This window comes from Pseudoclavibacter sp. Z016, assembly GCF_002931215.1.
Lineage (GTDB): Bacteria > Actinomycetota > Actinomycetes > Actinomycetales > Microbacteriaceae > Pseudoclavibacter.
In genome coordinates, this window is sequence record NZ_PSTU01000005.1 from 33,996 (window position 1) to 53,179 (window position 19,184).

Here is a 19,184-nt window from a genome sequence, read left to right on the forward strand (position 1 = left end):
TTCGCCTCCGAGGCGAACGGTCGCGAACTCCTAGGCGCGCGGAGCGCGGAGGAACCCTCGAACGCGATCTACTGCCGTTGCTCGAACCCCTGCACGAGCCAAGAGAACGTACACCCGTGCGGTGACCCGGTTCGGAGCTGAACGGAAAGAGGTCTTCAGGTAGTCGACGACTCGTGGCGTCGGTCCTTCGATGCGCCAGAGACGCAGAGCCAGCGTCCAGATGCGATTCTCCATCTCAGCGTCGAGTTCGGGCGTGATCCCGAGTTGTTTCGAGAATATCTGGAGATACGCCATGACGAAGCGGGGATTCGTGGTGTGGAACTGCTGGTGTCCAAGCGACGACCCGAGTTCGCGGAAAGCGACGAGAGGCTCGTCCACGCAGAGAAAGTCCGACTTCAGTGCGAGCCGGATCCACAGGTCGTGGTCTTCGAAGAAGAGATCGGGGTCGTAGCCTCCTGCTTCCTTCACCGATTGAGTCCGGAGCATGACCGAGGGCGCAGGCAACCAGTTGTACTCGCAGAGCTCACTGTAGACAGACCCGCTCAGTCGAGGAGGCCACGCGTACTCAGTCTTGAAGTCGCGCTCGAGCTGCTTTCCGTGCTCATCGACTCGGAGTGCGTTCGAGTAGACGACAGCGACATCTGCGGAGGCGCCGGCCATCGCTTCGAGTTGGCGCTCGAAGCGGGTCGGGAGCATCCAGTCGTCGGCAGAGATGTATGCGTAGAACTCTGTATCGATCGTCGACAGCGCGGAATTCAGGCTCGCGCAGAGCCCTCGATTGACCCGGTTGCGTTGAATGGACACGTGAAGAGGGTTCTCTTCGAGGTACACCTCGGCGGCGTCCGCGGTCTCTCCTGCTGGGTCGTCGTCGATGAGCAGTATCCGGCTGGGCAAGATCGTCTGCTGCTGGAGAGAGAGCAGCAGGTCTCCGACGTAGCGCTCGTGCTTGTAGCCCACGATGACGAGGGTCAGATCGTGCGCGATCATCCGAGAGCGCCTCTGTGCAGAGCGGTCACGGTCGCGGCAGTTTCAGCGAGTGCCTGTGTCCAGGACTCCTCGGTCTTCGGAGCCGCGCCCTCCTGCGCTGTCTCGCGCGTCGCGCGCTCGATGATCGCCTGCGACATCGCGGCCACGGTCGGTTCGACGAGCGTGATCATCTCGGAGTAGCGGTCGAGGTCGATCTTCGTCTCCCAGGAGGTTGTGATGACTGGCGTCCCGAGGCGGGAGAACTCGAGGGTCGGGTAGTTCGGGTGGGGTGCCAGCATCGGGGAGATGGCGAGGTCTGCGGTCAGCGTGAACTGCTGGTAGTCCTCGAACGACATCTTCCCCAGCCGCTGCAACTCGAGTCCGCTCTTGAGCCGCAGCGGGGGGATCGTGTGGGTTCCACCGAGCCAGACATCCCAGTTGTCACGAAGCTCGGCGCTTTCCTCGAATGCCTGGTCGATGGCGAGCAGGCCGGTGTAGAAGAGGTTCCGATCAGTCTCTGGCCTGGCATAGAAGAAGAGGCGCTTCTTGCCAGGTCGCTCGACGAGCGTCGACTCTCGCTTGGGGACTCGCACCGCTGGCTCGAAGACAAGCGCCTCGGCCGCGACGCGATGGTGCGGAGTCGTCCGGAAGTAGTCGTGCAGGATCGAGCTGTTGAGGACGGGCACGAACTTCACTGACTCGTACGTCGACGAAGCCCAGAGCTGCTGGTCGCCGTTGTTGTAGAAGATCGGCTCGTAGTCCTGGATGAGGTACACATACGGGCGGTCGTGTGCCAGTCGATCCACCGCGAATGCGTCCCACCAGGCGCTGACCACCAGCAGATCGTCGGGGTGCAGGGGGAGCGAGGCGCCGGCGGCCCGGCGGTGAGCTGCGTTCACGAAGTGGATGCGCGAAGGGTCGACATCGATGCCCTGGTTCCTGAGGAAGCCGGCGACGTCCGGGTCACCGTCGAACGAGGTGGTGTGCACCAGGCGCAGGTCGTAGTCGAGGTGGTTGGCGACGGTCGCACTGAAATTGAGCAGGGTCGCGATGCCGCCGAAGAAGCCGCTGCTGTTGAAGAAGCCGAACACCGTGACCGACGGGCGCTGACCGGGCGCTGGCGGGGCTGCGTGGAGTGGGCGGAAGGCGGCGAAGCGACTCGCCAGCAATTCGTCCGGCGTGACGGAGGCTCGCGCACCCGCATCTATACGCCTGCTGAGGCGGGCCTCCACGTCCGCGAGTGCGCCGTGGACCTTGCCGAGCGCACCCTTCGCGAGGTGCGCGACCTTCCTGGTCCCCAGAAGGGCCACCGTGCGTGGAGTCTTGGCGGTCATGCGTGCTCCGCCCGGATACGGGTCGACGGGTGCGACGGTTGGCTCGCCTGCTGCCTCGCTGTCCGGAGGAGGCCGAGTTCGTATCGCAGCGTCGCGCGCGCGTCGAGGTCACGTCCGGTCAGCTGCCGGGGGGCGTTCACCGCGAAGTTGACGAGGCTCGCCAGCGCCAGGGATGTCGTGAAGGCGACCGAACCGCCCCACTTGTTCACGTAGCGCTGCCGAGCAGTCAGAAGCCACTGCCGCCGCAGAGAAGTGTCCGACGATCCGCCACCGACGTGCGTGACGGTGACGGTATTCGCCACGTAGGAGGGAACGCCCCGTGCGAGGAGACGCCGCTGCAGATCGACTTCCTCGGACGTCATGAAGTACCGCTCGTCGAAACCTCCGACACTCCTGAAATCCCTGACGGGAAGGAGCATTGCGGCACCGATGACCCAGTCGACTCGGTCGCTGCCCCCTGGTGTGAGCGCAGTCACGTGCCCAACGGCACGCTGCAGTGCAGGAAGGTGGCGCCAGCGCGCGAGCGGGGAGAGCCACTCGACCACGTGGTGTCTGATGCGTGGGAATTGGCGAGCGGTCCACTCCGGCTCACCGCTCGACTTCACCACCTGAGGGCTGACGACCGCGGTAGGAAGTGGTCCAGCGGCATCGAGCAGGTCGCGGATGAACGTTGCGCCCACCTCCAGATCGCTGTTCAGGACCAGCATCAGGTCGGTCTCCACCAGTTCTGAGCCGGTGTTCACTGCGGCGCCGAACCCGCCGTTGGCCTCGCGGCGCACGAGTCGTACCCCCGGCTGCTGGGGGAAGGGGACGGGAGACGCGTCATCGGCGACGATGATCTCGGCGAGACCGTCCTGCCCGCGCAGCTGCTCGATGAGGTTGAGTGTGTCCGTCGGCTCCCCGTAGTAGGGAATGACCACCGTCACGGAGTCCGTGTCGACGGCTGCCTGTGGCTCGTCTTGGCCGTAGATTCTCTTCACTGTCTCCCTGAACCGTTCTTCGCCGTAGGTCGCCGAGAGTCTCCCGGCGAGGTCGTCGGCTCGGAGGTCGGCGCCTCGCTGGTCGCGCAGGACCCCGACGACGGCCCCCGCAAACGCTGCGGGGTTGTCCGTCACCGCCTCCAGCTCGTCGCTGTGCGCAATCCCCTCGGCGCCCACGGAGGTCGAGATCGTCGGCACGCCGTGCGTCATCGCCTGGATGGTCTTGAACTTCACACCCGAGCCTGAGAGGAGCGGAACGACCACAGCAGCGGCTCGCGCGTAGACCGGCGACAGCTCGTCGACGAATCCCGCCGCGGTCACCTGGACCGCCCGCGAGACGAGAGGAGCCAGCGCCCCATCCGGGTCGAGGCCGACCAGCGTGAGCCGGGCGTGGGGAACCGCGGCGATGACCTCCGGCCAGACCTGATCGATGAACCAGCTCGCCGCATCGACGTTCACCTGCCGCGCGAAGTATCCGACGAACACGACCTCCGGGGAGGCGCTGTCCACGTCACGAGTCGGCAGTGCAACTGGGGAGAGAGGCGGGTCGATGACCTCGACCTCGGTCGCTCCGCGTCGCCTCAGCAGCTCCGCATCCTTCTCGTTCAGAGTCAGGACGCTGTCGAGGTGCCGGAGGGAGCGACGTTCCGCGGCGATGGCCACGGTCTCAGCGCGCCGCCACCGCCCGAGGCCTCCGTCGTCAGCGCGACGCGCGTAGAGCTGCGAGAGCACATCGTGGAAGGTGCCCACGATCCGTGCGCTCGGATTGAGACGTCGGATGTGCGGGGCGAGGCGAATGAACTCGAACCACTGCAGGTCGACGAGGTCGGCGCTCGCGACGGACTCGCGCACCCGCGGATCGAAGTAGAGGCTCACGAGGATGCCGAGTGGGGGTGCTGCAGGATCGACGCGCCTCCAGCCCCTCTCGACGATCCCGACGCCGCGTTGCAGCAGCCGCTGTCGTGAGCTGGGGGACGCCCATCGGCCGACCAGGTGCGCTGCGACGCGCGCGTCCACATGCTCGAGCGCCTTCTGGTTCGCGGTGTGGTCCGGAGCGATCACCTCGACCACACCGTGTTCCGACAACGACCGCGTCAGGTGGTGGACGTACAGGCCGCCCGCGTGGCGAACACCCGGGTACGGGACCGCGCCGCCGAGCATGACGACGCGCGTCTCAAGAGGTTGAGGCCGCGTCACGGAGTCACGGGATCGCTGTCGGTGACCTTCAGCAGGCCCAACTCGACTTGACGAGCGAAATCAGCGTTGCTGGAGCGCACTTCTTCGAAGGTGCCGTATCCGGCGACCTGCCCGTTCTTCATGTAGGCGAGCGCGTCTGCTTCGCGGACCGTGGACAACCGGTGAGCGACGATGACGACGGTCACCTCGCCCTTGAGCCCGTCGATGGTCTCGATGATCTTGTGTTCTGTCTCATTGTCGAGAGCTGAAGTCGCTTCATCCAGCACGAGAAGCGAAGGGCGCCGGTAGAGGGCACGAGCTATGCCCACGCGCTGCCTCTGACCGCCGGAAAGCCGTGAGCCTCGGTCGCCGACAGAGGAGTCGAGGCCTCCCTCCAGAGAATCGACAAGGTCCTGCAGCTGTGCTCGTTGCACGACCTCGGCGAGGAGTTCCTCATCGATCTCATCGGCCGTGGCGTCGAACGCGATGTTCTCCCGCAGGCTGGTGTCGAGGAGGAAGACCTCCTGCGGAACCATCGCGACGTGGTGCTGCCAGGCCTTGACGAGGTCGTCGCGCAGGTCCTGCCCGTCAACGGTGAGCGTGCCTGCGGTGGGGCGATGGAGCCCGAGGATGATGTCGACGAGTGTGCTCTTGCCTGCACCGCTTGATCCGACGAGCGCGAGCGTCGAACCTGCTGGGATGGTCAGGTTGATGTCGCTCAGGACATTCTCCGAGGCGTCTTCGTAGCGGAAGCCGAGATTCTTCGCCTCGAGAGTGTGAGAGAAGTCGAGCGTGCCGTCGTTGGCGGCCGCGAGGTTCGCGCTCGTCTCGTACTCTGTTGCGCGTTCGAGTTCGGTGCAGACCTCGTCGAGCGCGGGCGCTCCGACGCGCAGGTTCGAGATCGAGGCGAGGAGACGAGAGAGCGACGGGAGGAGCCTGAAGCCAGCGGCTCCGACGAGACCGATCGAGGTCACCGCTGCAATGCCTCCACCCGTGTTCAGCAGGAACATGATGAGCCCGCCCAGGCCCAGGATGAACAGCGCCTCCAGCAAGTACTTCGGAACCTCCGCGAGGAAGCCGACGAGGCGGAGAGCCTGCGCGTGCTGGAGCTCGACCTTCTCGTAGACGTTGACGAAGTGCGGCTGAGCGCTGCGGATCTTGATCTCCTTGACGCCGCCAAGGGCGTGCAGGGCCGCGCGATAGCCATGTGTTGCTGCATCCATCTTCATCCGGCCAGCCGCTTCCGCACGCGGACGGATGACTCGGGCGAAGACGAACATGGCAATGCCGAAGTAGACGAAGGCCATCAGCGTGGGCAGGGGCATGACGATGAGCATCGACACAAGAAGCGCCACGATCGTGATGCTGTCGGTAATGGCGTTCAGCGCCGCGATCACGCCGAGCGAATAGAGCTGGCCGACGGAGGTGCCCATGGTCCTCAGGAGATCAGCCGTGCCTCGACCGAGATGGAGGCTGTACGGCGCATGCAGGTAGTAGTTGAGGATTCGAGTGGCCGTTCGGGCCTGTTCGCGGTTGATGAAGCCCAGAATCCACCAGCGGAACGCGATCGAGAAGATGTCCTTCAGCACGAAGCCGACGACCACCCCTCCGAGCAGGTACATGATCAGTACTTCCGGCGTGGGGTTCCCGAAGAGCGTCGCGACGGTGCCCAGCATGCCCTCTGTCGTGGAGCCGCCGGCGAGGATGGCCAAGAGCGGACCGACGAGGAGCACCGACCCAGTCTCAGCGAGTGCGACGATCACCGAGCCGATCAGCCCGATGATCAACTTCCGGCGAGCCCCCTTGGAGAAGATGAGCTGCAGTTTAGATAGCAAGATCGTAGTCACCTCAAGTGGACTTCGGTGTGTGAAGAGCCGACAGCATCAGCTGGCCCCGAACGGAGGATATCACCCGCGAAATCACGTGCAATTTCCAGAAGTCGCGGTTTACATCCGGGCCCCGACTCGGGAGAGGAGCGCCGCGGCGTTCGGCAGATCGTCGCGGAGGCCGGCCTTCGTGCAGCTTGAGGCGCCGGCGAGAACGCGCCAAGGAGCAGGTCGGCCCGAGACTGGCGCCAACGGCCATGGCCAACGTGTTCACATGGCTCACGTCGCGGTCCTTCCTCGTCCGTCAGCCCGGTGCAGCAATGAACGTCGCAAAGCTGGCGTGATGCGGGTTTCGGCGAGCGAGTACAGGCCCCAGGCCAGAACGGTGACCACGAGCATCGCCACGAGCACCGCGAGGTCGCGTCCGATGAGCGGCCAGAGGAGATCGATCGTCGCGTAGCCGACGACGACGTGCACGATGTAGAGCGAGTAGCTGATCTTTCCGAGCCAGAGCAGGGGACTCAGCCGAAGCGGAGGAGTCGACGTGCGCAGCGCGACGAAAGCGAAGAAGACGCTGATGCCGGCAACGATCGCGGCGTAGCTCGGCGAGTGGAGCAGGGCGGCAGACACGACGACGGCGAGGAAGGCCGGGATCGTCAGCCACTCGAACCGCTGGTTCCTGCGGGCCATGAAGAGCAGCATTCCGAGGCAGAACAGCGGCCCGTACTCCGCGAGGGTGACGTTGACCATCGCGCGGACCAGAACTGGAGCGGCCGTGATGTCGATGCCGGGGGCAAGGACTGCCGCCACGACGGCCGAACCGACCGCGATGACGAGCCAGGCCGCCACCAACCATCGCAGGAGCACGTCCGTCAGCCTGCACTTGGTGAGCAAGAGCACGAGGAAGACGATGATGTAGAACTGCATCTCCACCGCCAGCGTCCAGAAGGCGCCGTTGACGTCAGGAACGAGCAGCAGCCGCTGGATCATCGTGAAGTTGAGGAGCGTCTGGAGCGGCGTCAGCTGCGTTCCCGGAACGTTCGCGAGCGCGCCCACGACGACCGAGATGACCACGGCTATCCAGTAGGCCGGGTAGAGACGGGCGAACCGTGAGATTGCGAAGTCGGAAGCGCGCTTGGCCCGATCAGCGGTCATGAGGATGACGAACCCGCTGATGAGGAAGAAGAGCTGAACTCCGAACTGGCCGTGATGCAGCTCGAAGGAGCTTGCCGGCGCCGTCGGGTAGTGAACGGAGAATGTGGTCGTGAAGTGACCTACGACGACCGCAGCAGCCGCAAGGCCGCGCAGGCCGTCCAGTTCTCTGAATCGTGTCGATGAAATGGATCCCCCTCAAGAAGTACGCGCGCCTTCAGGGGGGTGGACGCGTTTGCGCACTCAGGCTAGCGCCTGGTGTGCAACAAGATGCGCCCGAGCATACAAGATGGGAGAAAATGGCCGCGGTGTCTCTAGGCTGAGGTTGTGAACAACAACATCACCATCCTGGGCCTCTTCGACCACGACGGGCTGCCCTCGATCCGTTCGGGGACTTCGCCCGGCGATCAGCTGCGAGGGCCCTACTGCGCGGAGCTGCTCGGCCAGTACGCCAACCTGGTCACGGTTCGCATGCCGAGCTCTCGGGTGCACCGAAAGGTCAAGGACGTCGTCGAGCACCGAACGGGTGTCCCCGCCGACCTCGCTATCCGGGGGCTGGCATCGGCGCGGCGGGCGGATGCTGTCCTGGCGATCCTCGAAGACAAGTCTGTGCTTCCGGCCGCGCTCAAGCGCCGGGGCCTGACCGCGTATGCCAAGACGCGACTCGCCGCCGTCTCCTGCTGGTGGGGGGAGGAGCTGAAGACCGGCTCGGCTGCGCGGCGCGAGGAGATCGCGCGAACGGTGGCGGGTGTGGATCGCATCTTCGTCTTCTCACGGAACCAAGTCGAGCTCTTCGCTCAGATCGGCGCCGGTGGGAAAGTCGCTCCCATCAACTTCGGGGTCGAGCACACGAAGTACGTGCCGGACTCCTCGGTCGAGCAGCGATTCCAGGTCTTCAGCGGAGGCCTCGATGCTGGCCGCGACTTCGAGACCCTCGTCGAGGCCGCACGGCTCCTCCCACACGTCGACTTCCACCTCGTCTCGCACCTCCACCGATTCCAGCAGATGGACCTGCCGAAGAACGTCTCGACGAGCGGCCCCACCGACGGGCAGACCCACCGGCAGAATCTCCTCGCGGCCCAGCTCGTCGTCACCCCGACCCATGACCTCGCCTACCCCACTGGCCAGAGCGTGCTGCTCGAGGCCATGTCGTCTGGCAAAGCCTGCGTCGTGACCGAGACGGAGGCGATGCGCGAGTACATCGACGAGGGCGTGAGCAACTTCGGTATGCCCCTCCATGACCCGCAGGGGGTTGCCGCGGTGATCGAGAGGGTTCTGGCCCGGCCAGCCGAGCTGCTCGAGGTGGGCCGCAGGGCGCGAGCTGCCGTCGAGGACCGGTACACCTTCGACCAGATGTGGAAGTCGATCGCCGAGCAGCTCGAGCGCGATCGGGTGGAGAACTCGCCGGGGGCCCGTCGCCGTTCCCCGGGAGCGGGGCGGAATGCGGCGTAGTCGCTTTGACTGGCTATCTGTCAGGACGATGCCCGGCCAGGGCTCGGCGAGGCCCTGAGCGGCTCGCTCCGATCGTCGACCGCGTCTTGGGCGGGTTGGGTTCAGGGGCCGCTCTTGTCCTGCTCCTCGGTGGTGCCCTTGTCGCCTGGGCCGCGCGCACGGCCCGAGAGGTCTAGAAGAGCATCGTGAAGGTCAGGCGCAGCGTCTCCTCCGTGAGGACTGCAGCCGACGAGAGCCCAGCGGATGCGAGCAGCGCACCGGGGTGCGCAAACCCGACGACCACGTGGCGCATCCTCGGGAACTCGGCGAGGAACGTGCTTGGCACACGCGAGCGCTCAGGGGATGGGTGCTCCCGCCATCCGCGGAGCTTGGCGAGGAACCAGGCGCAGCGAAGCAGGAAGACGAGCCAGATCGCCAGCACGACCGGGAGCATGAGGCCTGCGAAGAGCTGGATGCCCGAGTAGGTGATCTCGTCCTCGCGGTTCTCCGCCATGAGCTGCAGCAGCGTCGAGAGGCTCGCGCTCATGACCACCGAGATCGTCCACGCCGCGAACCCCACCACGAGCGTCACGAATCGGACGAAGAAATGACCGAAGACCGAGTCGTGCTCGTCGAGGTGGCTGCGAGGAGTGCGGAGGAGGAGAGCGACCGTCGCCGTCAGCGAGGGCAGCGATCCCACGACGACCACCGCCGCCCACACGGGCATCGGCCAGTCGGCGACCCAGCCCAGGATCGTCGCGGACGCCAGGACCACGAACCACGCCCAGCTCCAGCGCAACGGATGCTCGACGAGCGTGGCAGGAAGCCGCCGCTCGACAGCGCCGAGGAAGCGTCTTGGAGGCGGCTCCGCCGGGACATTCATGGGCCAATGCTATTGCCCTGCGCGATCGACGGAGCCGGTGCCCTGCCCCCGGTTCCCGCGTGACCGCACCTGCCCGGCGGCGACGTTCGGACGGGCGACCTGCTAGAAGCATCCACAGGGGAGTTCTGCCCATACCTGGACCGAGCCAATCCGGGTAGGGTCGGGGATTCGGGAGGTCGGAACTCGACGGGGGTCAGTCGCCGGCCGACCTGGTGCGCGGGAAACGCCCCGCGCACGAGAGCAAGGGGGAACGACGATGTCCACACACGAATCAGCTGCAGAGTCGGAGCGGGGCGCTGAACGGCGCAGCCTACTGGGCGCTGTCGCCTGGGCCACTCCGATCATCGCCATCGCCGTGGCGGCGCCAGCTCAGGCCGCGTCCACCCACGAGGTGCCGGGGTGAGGGTGTGCTCGGACCGCGCGCGGCAGTGAGACGCGGCGCGCGGCGGAGGCGGGTCCCGTCGCTCACGTAGCCTGTGCTGGTGAGCGGAAGCAGAACGGGGATGGCGAGACGGGTGGCGTCCATCGCAGGCGTGGCGCTTGCTCTGCTCGTCGTCGTCATCGCAGCCGGACTTCCCCTCTTCGTCTTCCCCTCCACGGACGAACCCCGAGAGGTCGACGCCATCATCGTGCTCGGTCCGCCGCGTGAGGCACGCATCCAGGCCGCCCAGCAGCTGGCCGCCGACGGCTACAGCGACACGGTCGTCATCGCCGTCGACGACTACGGCATCGACTCCGCCATCAACATCCCTGCGTGCGAGGTCGGGGCGGACCACGCGTCCACCGCGCCCGTCACGCGGTGCCTCATCCCAGAACCCTTCACCACGGCAGGGGAAGCGCTCATGGTCAAGCGGTTGGCCGCCGCGGAAGGATGGGAGTCGGTCATGATCGTCACGAGCGTCACCCATATCTCCCGCGCCCGCATGATCTTCACCGACTGCCTTGGCGGGGGAGTGCTCGCCACGGACGACGGCGTCGGCATCGGCGACTCCAACTGGGCCTGGCAGTACCTGTACCAATCCGGGGCATTCATCAAGGCGCTGGTCGCACCGACCTGCTGACGCGGACAGTGCAGTTCGGCCGATGCCAGGCAGGGCGACCCGACATGTCGGTCGTTCTCGATACGGTAGGCGCATGACGACACGTCGCAACGAGGGGGCAGCATGACCGCGCTTGACCACACCACCGTGCAATGGCGCAGGGTTTCCGCGAAGTACATCTGGTCTGAACTCCTCGGGGCGTTCTTCTGGGCGCTTGTGGCGCTCGCGGGAGTCATCGCTCTCCTCGTGATCCCGGACGTTTCGAACTGGATCGCATTGGCCCCTGGTGCCATCCTCCTGCTGATCCTCATCTCCATCCCCTTCGAATGGCGACGCGTGCGCGCCATCGGCTACCAGCTGCGCCAGGACGACCTCGTCTTCCGCCGTGGTCTCTTCTGGAGCCGCATGGTCGCGATCCCGTACGGCCGTCTGCAGCTGGTCGACATCCAACGCGGTCCGGTCACCCGCATCTTCGGGCTCTCCTCGCTCAAGGTCGTCACCGCCGCCGCGATCACCAACGTGACCATTCCCGGCCTCGATTGGCGCGACGCCGAGAAGCTCCGGGACGACCTCGTCGCACTCGCCGAGACTCGTCGAGCAGGGCTCTGATGAGTGCCCAACTCCCGCCTCAGTCACCCGGCGCCCAGTTCGGGGGCCCGCCGTCTGGGGCGCCACAGGCGCAGCCTCCGGGGCCGGCGCTCGGCCAGGGCTCCGACCTGATCGACGGTGAGTGGCATCGACTCCACCCGCTCACACCGCTCCTCAAAGTCGGCGTGTTCGTCATCGCGATCGGCGCCTTCCTCATCAACCAGTCCTGGCAGACGATCACGAGCTTCATCTTCCCGCAGCTCGACGAGTACAGCGGCGCCGAGTACGACCCCACGAGAATGGTCTTCGAGAACCAGACCTGGCTGCTCTGGGCCGCGCTCGGGACGCTCCTCGTCATCATCCTCCTGGGACTCTTCAGCTACCTCTCGTGGCGCTTTGCGCAGTTCCGAGTCAGCGACACCACGATCGAGCTGCAGAGCGGCGTGCTGTTCCGGAAGAGCCGTCAGGCGCGACTCGATCGAGTGCAGGACATCAACATTCAGCGCCCGCTCGTCGCGAGAATCGTCGGGGCGTCCAAGATCGAGATCGGCGTCGCCGGCGAGAACGCGAACATCCAGCTCGTCTATGTCCGCACCCGCGACGCCGACGGCATTCGCGCCGGCATCCTGCAACGCGCATCGGGGGCGAAGCGCAACGAGCGCGCAGCCCACGGCCAGTCGTTCGAGGGCCCCGCTCAGCCCGGTTTCGCAGGTGCCAACGGCGGCATGCACATGCCGACGAGCGCAGGCCAGTCGCGCGGTGCCGGCCCCGCCGGGGCAGTGGACCAGGGAGCGGCCCAGCGCCCGCCGACCGCCGAGCAGCTGCGCACGAGAGCCTCCGAGTTCTTCGCGCAGCGAGTCGAGGAGCTCACGAGCCCCGAGCTCGCCCCCGGAGAGGCGGCGCCGCAGTCGGTGGTGCGCCTCCCGCCGTGGCGCCTCGTCGTCGCCAACCTCGTCAACCCGTGGCTCGTCGTCGTCATCCTCACGCTCATCGCGGGGCTCATCATCACCTTCACCTTCGAGTTCTGGTGGCTGCTCTTCTCGATCCTGCCCCTCGGCGCGGTGTTCTTCGCCATCACGGCCGGTCAGATCCTGCCATCCCTCAACTACAGCATCGCCGCGACGCCCGACGGCGTGCGCGTCGGGCGAGGGCTCCTCACCACGAGCAACGACACGGTCCCGCCCGGCCGGATCCACGCCGTCCAGGTCTCCCAGCCCCTCTTCTGGCGCCCCTTCGACTGGTGGATGGTCCGCATCACCCGCGCAGGCACCGAGCAGGTCTCCTCCGACGGCTCGCAGAACCAGGCAGCGCTCACCCGCAACCTCGTGCTCCCTGTCGGCACGCGAGCTGAGACCGAGCGTGTGCTCGCGCTCCTCCTCCCGATGCTCGTCAACGATGAGGTGCGCCGTCTCATCGAGCTCGGCATGTACAGCAAGGGCGACGACGACTACTTCGTCACGGCCCCCAAGCGCGCGGCGTGGATGCGGCCCTTCTCGTGGCGGCGACACGGCTTCCGCCTCGACAGCCGCGCCCTCTACCTGCGCTTCGGCGCCTGGTCACGCAAGCTCACCATCGTGCCCGCTGAGCGGATGCAGTCCATCGGACTCGACCGCGGCCCAGTGGGCTACTTCGCGAACGTCGTCAACCTCCACGCCCACACCGTGCTCGGCATGGGCGTCACGACCCGCATCGGCATGGTCGACGGCGACATCGGCGTCCGACTCTTCGACGACGTCTCCGCCGTCGCCATTCGCGCCGCGAGCCTCGACACGTCCCACCGCTGGCGCGAAGCCGCCACGCTCAGCGCCATCGCAACCGCGCGCATGCGCGTTGCCGACGCGGAAAGCCGCGGGATCGCCGTCGACAGTCAGACGATCGCCGTGCTGCAGGCCGAACGCGAATATCAGCAGGCTCTCGCTCAGAGCGGCGTGGACGGCACCTCCGCACCGCCCGTCGCGGAACCGGTCGCCGCCCAGCGGGCCACGCCCGCGCCGGATCTCTCGAGGATCCCTGCGCAGTTCGGCTCAGCCAGCTCAGCAGGATCCATGCCCTCAGCTGGCGTCGGCCCTTCTGCTCCTCCCGAGAGCGCAGGCCCGCCTGCGACCACCCCCGGTCCTTCAGCGTCTCCGTCTCCGGCTCTGGCTCCGGCGCCCTCGCCCACGTCCATCGGTCCCGTCCCAGGGCCGCCGGCGAACGGCGCCTGGGCCCCCGTCTCCTGGGAACCCGTCGCCGCGCCGCCTGCGTCGGTGGAGTCCGCGATCGACACGACCCCGACTCCCATCCAGTCGCCGGCCACGATCGCCCCCGCGCCGACGCACCGCCCGCCAGTCGAGCGCGAGGCTGCCCCCACGGCGGCGCCGCAGATCGCGAGCGACCAGGCCCAAGAGTCTGCGGGTGCCGCCGACCAGGCGCAGCCACTGACCCGACGTCAGCTGCGGGAGCAGCGGGAGAACGGCACCGCGCCAGACCAGCAGCCGGGCCACGACAGCAGACAGGCTCCGGAGGGCAACGCATGAGCACACGGGAGGGACGGCTCGGCATAGGACTCGTGGGGGACTCGCCCACAGGCCTCATCGTCGCAACGGCACTCGCCGGAGCCGGGCACGCGCTGGTCGGCGTCGCCACCGAGTCCGTCGAAGCGACCGAGCGCGCATCCGCCATGCTGCCCGGGGCCCCCAACCTCACCCAGCGGCAGGCCATCGAGCGCAGTGAGCTCGTGATCCTCGCCTTCGACGAGGACGAGCTCGAAGCACGTGTCCTCGAGCTCTCCGAGACCAAAGCGTGGGTCGCGGGTCAGCTGGTCCTGCACACCGTCGCCGGGCGCGGGACTGCCGTGCTCGGCACGGCGCTCGACCGAGGCGTGATCCCGCTCGCCGTGCATCCCGCGATCGAGATCACCGGAACGAGCCTCGACCTGCACCGCCTCAAGGAAGCCTGGTGCGCAGTGACCGCGCCGCGGCCGGTGCTGCCCATCGCGCAGGCCCTCGTCGTCGAGATCGGCGCGGAGCCGGTCGTCATCGCCGAGCAGGACCGCCCAACCTACGCGGAAGCACTCCACACTGCGACGGAGTTCACTCGCTCCATCGTCAAGCAGGCCACGGAGCTGCTCACCGGAATCGGTGTCGAGAACCCCGGCTTCATGCTCTCAAGCCTCGTGCGCTCGGCCGCAGACAACGCCCTCGCCGACGCCACCCCGCAACGCCTCGACCCGCTCGACGGTACGCTTCCTGAGGCGGACCCGCGCTCGTAGCGGCAGCCGCAGGTTCCGAGGAGGGCTCTTGCCACACGTTCTGACCACGATCGCCGAAGCCAAAGCAGTGCTCCGGGAAGTCGGGAAAACCGACACGATCGCCCTGGTGCCCACGATGGGTGCTCTCCACGAAGGCCATCTTTCGCTTGTCGACATCGCCAAGCGAAGCGCCTCGAAGACCGTGGTGTCCGTCTTCGTGAACCCGATGCAGTTCGCGCCCGGCGAGGACTTCGAGCGCTACCCTCGCACCTTCGAGGACGACCTCGCGAAGCTCGACGCGGCCGGCGTCGACTACGTGTTCGCGCCCGCGGTCAGCGACATGTACCCCAACGGCATCAAGCAGACGCGCCTCGTCGGCGGACCCGCCGCGGGCATCCTCGAGGCGGCACACCGGCTCGCGCACTTCGACGGTGTCCTCACGGTCGTCACGAAGCTCTTCAACATCATCCGCCCGAACGTGGCGGTCTTCGGCGAGAAGGATGCACAGCAGCTCTTCCTCGTGCGGAGCCTCGTCCGCGACCTCGACCTCGATATCGACGTGGTCGGCGCGCCGATCATCCGGGAAGAAGACGGCCTCGCGCGCTCCAGCCGCAACGTCTACCTCTCCGACGACGAGCGCAGCGCGGCCCTCAGCCTCGTGCGCGCGCTCTCGGCCGCCGCCGCCAACGGCGACCGCGGCATCCGCGAGATGATCTCGCAGGCCCAGGGCGCCCTCATGGATGAGAAGCTCGTGAAGATGGACTACGTCTCCATCGTCGATCCCGAGACGTTCGTGCTCGTCAATGAGGCGTACCGCGGGACGGCGCTCGTGCTCGTCGCCGCCCGCGTCGGCACCACACGCCTCATCGACAACATGCCGGCCTACGTCGGCGAGTACCGCTAAGGCGCTCGCGGGCGGCTCCGGCTTCAGCCGGACGCGCGCGAACAGCACGAGTGCCGCTTCCCGCTCGTCTCGTTGCTACGCTGAACGTTCCACGACCCCTGGGGGAACACACGCATGAGCTTTCGCATCCTGACGGTCTGCACGGGCAACATCTGCCGTTCGCCACTCGCCGAGCAGCTGCTTCGAGACGGACTCCGGGATCTGCCCGGCGTCACCGTCGAGAGCGCGGGGACAGGTGCCCTCGTCGGCAGCGGGATGCCGCAGCAGGCCCTCGCGCTCGCAGCCCAGTACGGGGTAACGGATGCGGAAGCGCACATCTCGAGGCAGCTCACGGAAGACATCGCCCGGGGAGCAGGCCTCGTGCTGGCGCTCTCCCGCGACCACCGCCAGCGCATCGTCGAGCTCGCCCCTTCCGTCGTGCGGCGCACGTTCACGCTGCGCGAGTTCGCGCACATCGCGAGCCAGGTAACCGCGGAAGACCTCGAGGAGTCCTACGAGGCGCCGGGCGCGAGCCACGGCTCGCGTCGCTCGCGCCGCGAAGCGCTCGAAGGCGCCACAGACGGCGCCGGCGCTGGCGCCTCAGAGCAGGACATCGTCACCGCCGCGCTCGCCGCGGCCGTTGCCGCCGCCGCCCCGCTGCGCGGCCTCGTCGCTCCGCTCGAGAACGCCGCCGACTACGACGTGGTCGACCCGTTCCGCCGCTCGGACGAGACCTACCAGCGCTCGGGCCGCGAGCTCGTGCCAGCGGCCGAGACGATCATCGCCTACCTCGAGGGCGTCGTCGACTGGGCGAAGGCCCGCACCGCGTAGCCTCCTCGAGGCTCGCCGGTTCGCGCGACGGCGCGAAGTGCACCAAACTGGGGGAGTGCGTTTCCGAGCGCCATTCGTCGCGCCCGGGACACGCATCCACACTCAGCCGCACGAAACGCAAGGAGCCCGAATGGCCGACGCGCCCATCCAAGACGCACTCTCCGAGGCCGAAGCCTCCGAGCAGAAGCAGGTGCGTCTCGAAAAGCGCGCGCGGATGCTGGAGTCGGGCATCGCGCCCTACCCCCTGACGCTCCCCATCACGCACACCATCGCGGAAGTGCGGGCAGCCCACACCGAGCTGGAAGACGGCGCGTCGACCGGCGAGCGCGCTGGCGTCGCGGGGCGCATCGTGCACCTCCGCAACACCGGCAAGCTCTGCTTCGCGAGCCTCCAGGCGGGGGATGGGTCGCGCATCCAGATCATGCTGTCGCTCGCCGTCGTCGGCCAGGAGCAGCTCGACCTGTGGAAGGAATACGTCGACCTCGGCGACCACGTCTTCGCTGCCGGTGAGATCATCTCGTCTCGCCGCGGCGAGCTCAGCATCATGGCCAACGAATGGCGGATGGCGTCCAAGGCCGTCCGGCCGCTCCCGAACCTCCACGCCGAACTGAGCGACGAGACGCGCGTCCGCCAGCGCTACCTCGATCTCATCCAGCGACCCGTCGCCCGGGAGGTGGTGGTCGCTCGTGCCAAGACCAACGCCTCGCTGCGCCAGACCTTCGCGAACCACGAGTTCCTCGAAGTCGAGACGCCCATGCTGCAGACCATGCACGGCGGCGCCGCGGCCCGCCCGTTCGTGACGCACTCCAACGCGTTCGACACCGAGCTGTTCCTGCGCATCGCGCCCGAGCTGTACCTGAAACGCGCCGTCGTCGGCGGCCTCGACCGGGTCTTCGAGATCAACCGCAACTTCCGCAACGAAGGCGCCGACTCGACCCACAGCCCCGAGTTCGCGATGCTCGAGGCCTACCAGGCCTATGGCGACTACACCTCGATCGCCGACCTCACCCAGGAGCTGGTGCAGAACGCGGCCCAGGCCGTCGCGGGCTCGCACGTCGTGACCTGGGTGGATGGCACCGAGTTCGATCTCGGCGGTGACTGGGACCGAGTGTCCATGTACCCGTCGCTGTCGGAGGCGGCAGGGGTCGAGATCACGCCGTCGACGTCGCTCGCCGAGCTCGAGGCGCTCGCGGCGAAGGTCGAGGTCGAGGTCGACCACCCCACGCACGGCAAGCTCGTCGAAGAGCTGTGGGAGCACTTCGTGAAGGAGGGTCTCACGCGCCCGACGTTCGTCATGGACTTCCCCGTCGAGACGTCGCCGCTCACCGCATCCCACCGCTCGATCCCCGGGGTCGTCGAGAAGTGGGACCTCTACGTTCGCGGCTTCGAGCTCGCGACCGGGTACTCGGAGCTCATCGATCCCGTCGAGCAGCGCGCCCGCTTCGTCGAGCAGGCGGCGCTCGGGGCGCGGGGAGACGCCGAGGCGATGCGCGTCGACGAGGACTTCCTCGCTGCGCTGGAGCACGCCATGCCTCCTTCCGGCGGCATGGGCATGGGCATCGACCGCCTGCTCATGGCCATCACCGGCCTCGGCATCCGCGAGACGGTGCTGTTCCCCCTCGTCAAGTAGGGCCCGCGTGAGGTAGCTCCCCGCCCCCAGTCTTCCCAAAGATGACTTGTGGTCGTCAAACCTCGAGTTTGACGACCACAAGTCATCTTTGGAGCGTGGGCGGCGCGAGGGCGGGCGTGGGCGGGGCGGTTTGCAGGCACGTCGGGTGTCGAGAGTGCCGTCTCCACAGGCGGGGAGATGCGCGGGGCGCAGCCGCGCGCATCCATCTACCGTTCCTGCATGCGACCCAAGACGCCGCTCCCACCCGAGTTCGCCGACACGACGTTCCGCTACTCCGATGCTCTCGAGAACGGGATCACGCGGGGTCAGGTCAGAGCGTCGACGACGACCGGCCCGCACCGCGGCATCAGAACCACCCGCGAGATCACGTCACCGCGAGACGCCGACCTCGCCTACGCGAGAGCCTCACCGCGGGACGTCGCGCTGGCCAGCGTCTCCGCCTGCCGGGTCTGGGGAATCCCGCTCCCGCTTGCGATCGAATCGCGCAGACACACATTCGTCGCTGTGCGGAGTCCACGGCACGTCCCAACGGGAGTCGCGGTCACGGGCATCCGGCTGGCTCCGCACCTGTTCAGCGACCGCGAGTTCGAGGGTGTCCGCTTGCTGTCGCCCTGCGTCGCCTGGGCGCAGCTCGCCGCTCAGGTCAGCCCGCGCGAAACCCTCGTGCAGGCGGATGCACTTCTCACACGCGCAGACAACTACCCCGGACGGCGCCACGGCGGCTCGCTGGCCACGCTGGACGAGCTCCGTGCAGTCGCAGACGCCTGGGCGAAGCGTGCTGGAGTCGCCCAGCTCCGTGCTGCCGTCGAACTCGCCAGACCGCAGGTCGAGTCGCCCGGAGAATCCCGGCTTCGCCACGCCCTCATCTCGGCCCGCTTCCCGGAACCCGTGCTGCAGCACCGCGTCTTCGACGGGCGGCGGTTCGTGGCGCGGATCGACCTCGCCTACCCCTCGCTGAAGATCGCGCTCGAATACGACGGAGAACACCATTTCACCGTGGCGAAGGCGGTGGAGGACATCGAGCGACGACGTGAGCTCGAGAGCCTCGGCTGGACCGTCATCCAGATCACCCGACGCGACATCCAGGACCCGACGCGCGTCTTCGCCCGACTCCGCGCGGCGATGCGTTCACGCTGAGGCCTTCGCCCAGGGCTGACTTGTGGTCGTTCTCGCGCGAGGTTGACGACCACAAGTCAGCTCTGCGCGATGGGGGCGAGCGGCGGGGGCGAGGGGCG

General features: G+C 67.3%; 16 protein-coding genes. 10 read left to right on the forward strand and 6 right to left on the reverse strand.

What is annotated here, in order from left to right; translation table 11 throughout:
• Window positions 1-30: 30 nt before the first annotated feature.
• The 5 genes from C5B99_RS03300 to C5B99_RS03320 all read right to left on the reverse strand — a co-directional run bounded on the left by C5B99_RS03300 (window position 31) and on the right by C5B99_RS03320 (window position 7,623).
• The gene (locus C5B99_RS03300) at window positions 31-987 is read right to left on the reverse strand and encodes a glycosyltransferase (protein ID WP_104240370.1); all 957 of its coding nucleotides are present in this window, start codon (window positions 985-987) and stop codon (window positions 31-33) included.
• Entirely contained in the window at window positions 984-2,300 is a 1,317-nt protein-coding gene (locus C5B99_RS03305) for a glycosyltransferase family 1 protein (protein ID WP_104240371.1), read from the reverse strand. Before C5B99_RS03305 ends, C5B99_RS03300 begins: the two co-directional genes overlap by 4 nt.
• Complete coding sequence (locus tag C5B99_RS03310) at window positions 2,297-4,477, reverse strand: glycosyltransferase (RefSeq protein ID WP_146081925.1); 2,181 nt, start codon at window positions 4,475-4,477, stop codon at window positions 2,297-2,299. Before C5B99_RS03310 ends, C5B99_RS03305 begins: the two co-directional genes overlap by 4 nt.
• Window positions 4,474-6,303 (reverse strand): ABC transporter ATP-binding protein, encoded by a 1,830-nt coding sequence (locus tag C5B99_RS03315; RefSeq protein ID WP_146080475.1) that lies wholly within the window; start codon window positions 6,301-6,303, stop codon window positions 4,474-4,476. Before C5B99_RS03315 ends, C5B99_RS03310 begins: the two co-directional genes overlap by 4 nt.
• A gap of 258 nt (window positions 6,304-6,561) precedes the next feature.
• Entirely contained in the window at window positions 6,562-7,623 is a 1,062-nt protein-coding gene (locus C5B99_RS03320) for an acyltransferase (RefSeq protein ID WP_104240374.1), read from the reverse strand.
• Between the two features lie 138 nt (window positions 7,624-7,761).
• Between C5B99_RS03320 and C5B99_RS03325 the strand changes: the two genes are divergently transcribed.
• Entirely contained in the window at window positions 7,762-8,886 is a 1,125-nt protein-coding gene (locus tag C5B99_RS03325; protein ID WP_104240375.1) for a glycosyltransferase family 4 protein, read from the forward strand.
• 172 nt (window positions 8,887-9,058) lie between these two features.
• On the opposite strand, the gene C5B99_RS03330 is transcribed toward C5B99_RS03325, so the two are convergent.
• Window positions 9,059-9,748 (reverse strand): hypothetical protein, encoded by a 690-nt coding sequence (locus C5B99_RS03330; protein ID WP_104240376.1) that lies wholly within the window; start codon window positions 9,746-9,748, stop codon window positions 9,059-9,061.
• Between the two features lie 256 nt (window positions 9,749-10,004).
• Here C5B99_RS03330 and C5B99_RS19170 point away from each other — a divergent pair, with 256 nt between their 5' ends.
• From C5B99_RS19170 to C5B99_RS03370, 9 genes are all read left to right on the forward strand, one after another.
• Entirely contained in the window at window positions 10,005-10,151 is a 147-nt protein-coding gene (locus tag C5B99_RS19170) for a hypothetical protein (RefSeq protein ID WP_181057739.1), read from the forward strand.
• 79 nt (window positions 10,152-10,230) lie between these two features.
• On the forward strand, window positions 10,231-10,809 hold the full coding sequence (locus C5B99_RS03335) for a YdcF family protein (protein WP_146081926.1): 579 nt from the start codon (window positions 10,231-10,233) through the stop codon (window positions 10,807-10,809).
• A gap of 102 nt (window positions 10,810-10,911) precedes the next feature.
• Window positions 10,912-11,397, forward strand: a complete 486-nt coding sequence (locus tag C5B99_RS03340; RefSeq protein WP_104240378.1) for a PH domain-containing protein — start codon at window positions 10,912-10,914, stop codon at window positions 11,395-11,397.
• Window positions 11,397-13,892, forward strand: coding sequence for a PH domain-containing protein (locus C5B99_RS03345; protein ID WP_104240379.1), 2,496 nt, complete (start codon window positions 11,397-11,399; stop codon window positions 13,890-13,892). The genes C5B99_RS03340 and C5B99_RS03345 overlap by 1 nt, the downstream gene beginning before the upstream one ends.
• Entirely contained in the window at window positions 13,889-14,626 is a 738-nt protein-coding gene (locus tag C5B99_RS03350) for a DUF2520 domain-containing protein (RefSeq protein ID WP_104240380.1), read from the forward strand. Before C5B99_RS03345 ends, C5B99_RS03350 begins: the two co-directional genes overlap by 4 nt.
• Before the next feature lie 28 nt (window positions 14,627-14,654).
• Window positions 14,655-15,509 carry a pantoate--beta-alanine ligase gene (gene panC / locus C5B99_RS03355; protein WP_104240381.1) on the forward strand — a complete coding sequence of 285 codons (855 nt, stop codon included), beginning with the start codon at window positions 14,655-14,657 and terminating at the stop codon, window positions 15,507-15,509.
• A 114-nt stretch (window positions 15,510-15,623) separates the two neighbouring features.
• Window positions 15,624-16,319: a low molecular weight phosphatase family protein gene (locus C5B99_RS03360; protein WP_104240382.1), complete on the forward strand. Its 696-nt coding sequence runs from the start codon at window positions 15,624-15,626 to the stop codon at window positions 16,317-16,319.
• Window positions 16,320-16,449: 130 nt separating this feature from the next.
• The gene (gene lysS, locus C5B99_RS03365) at window positions 16,450-17,949 is read left to right on the forward strand and encodes a lysine--tRNA ligase (protein ID WP_104240383.1); all 1,500 of its coding nucleotides are present in this window, start codon (window positions 16,450-16,452) and stop codon (window positions 17,947-17,949) included.
• 219 nt (window positions 17,950-18,168) lie between these two features.
• A complete protein-coding gene (locus tag C5B99_RS03370; RefSeq protein ID WP_181064926.1) occupies window positions 18,169-19,086 on the forward strand; it encodes an endonuclease domain-containing protein in 918 nt (305 codons plus the stop codon).
• Window positions 19,087-19,184 lie beyond the last annotated feature (98 nt).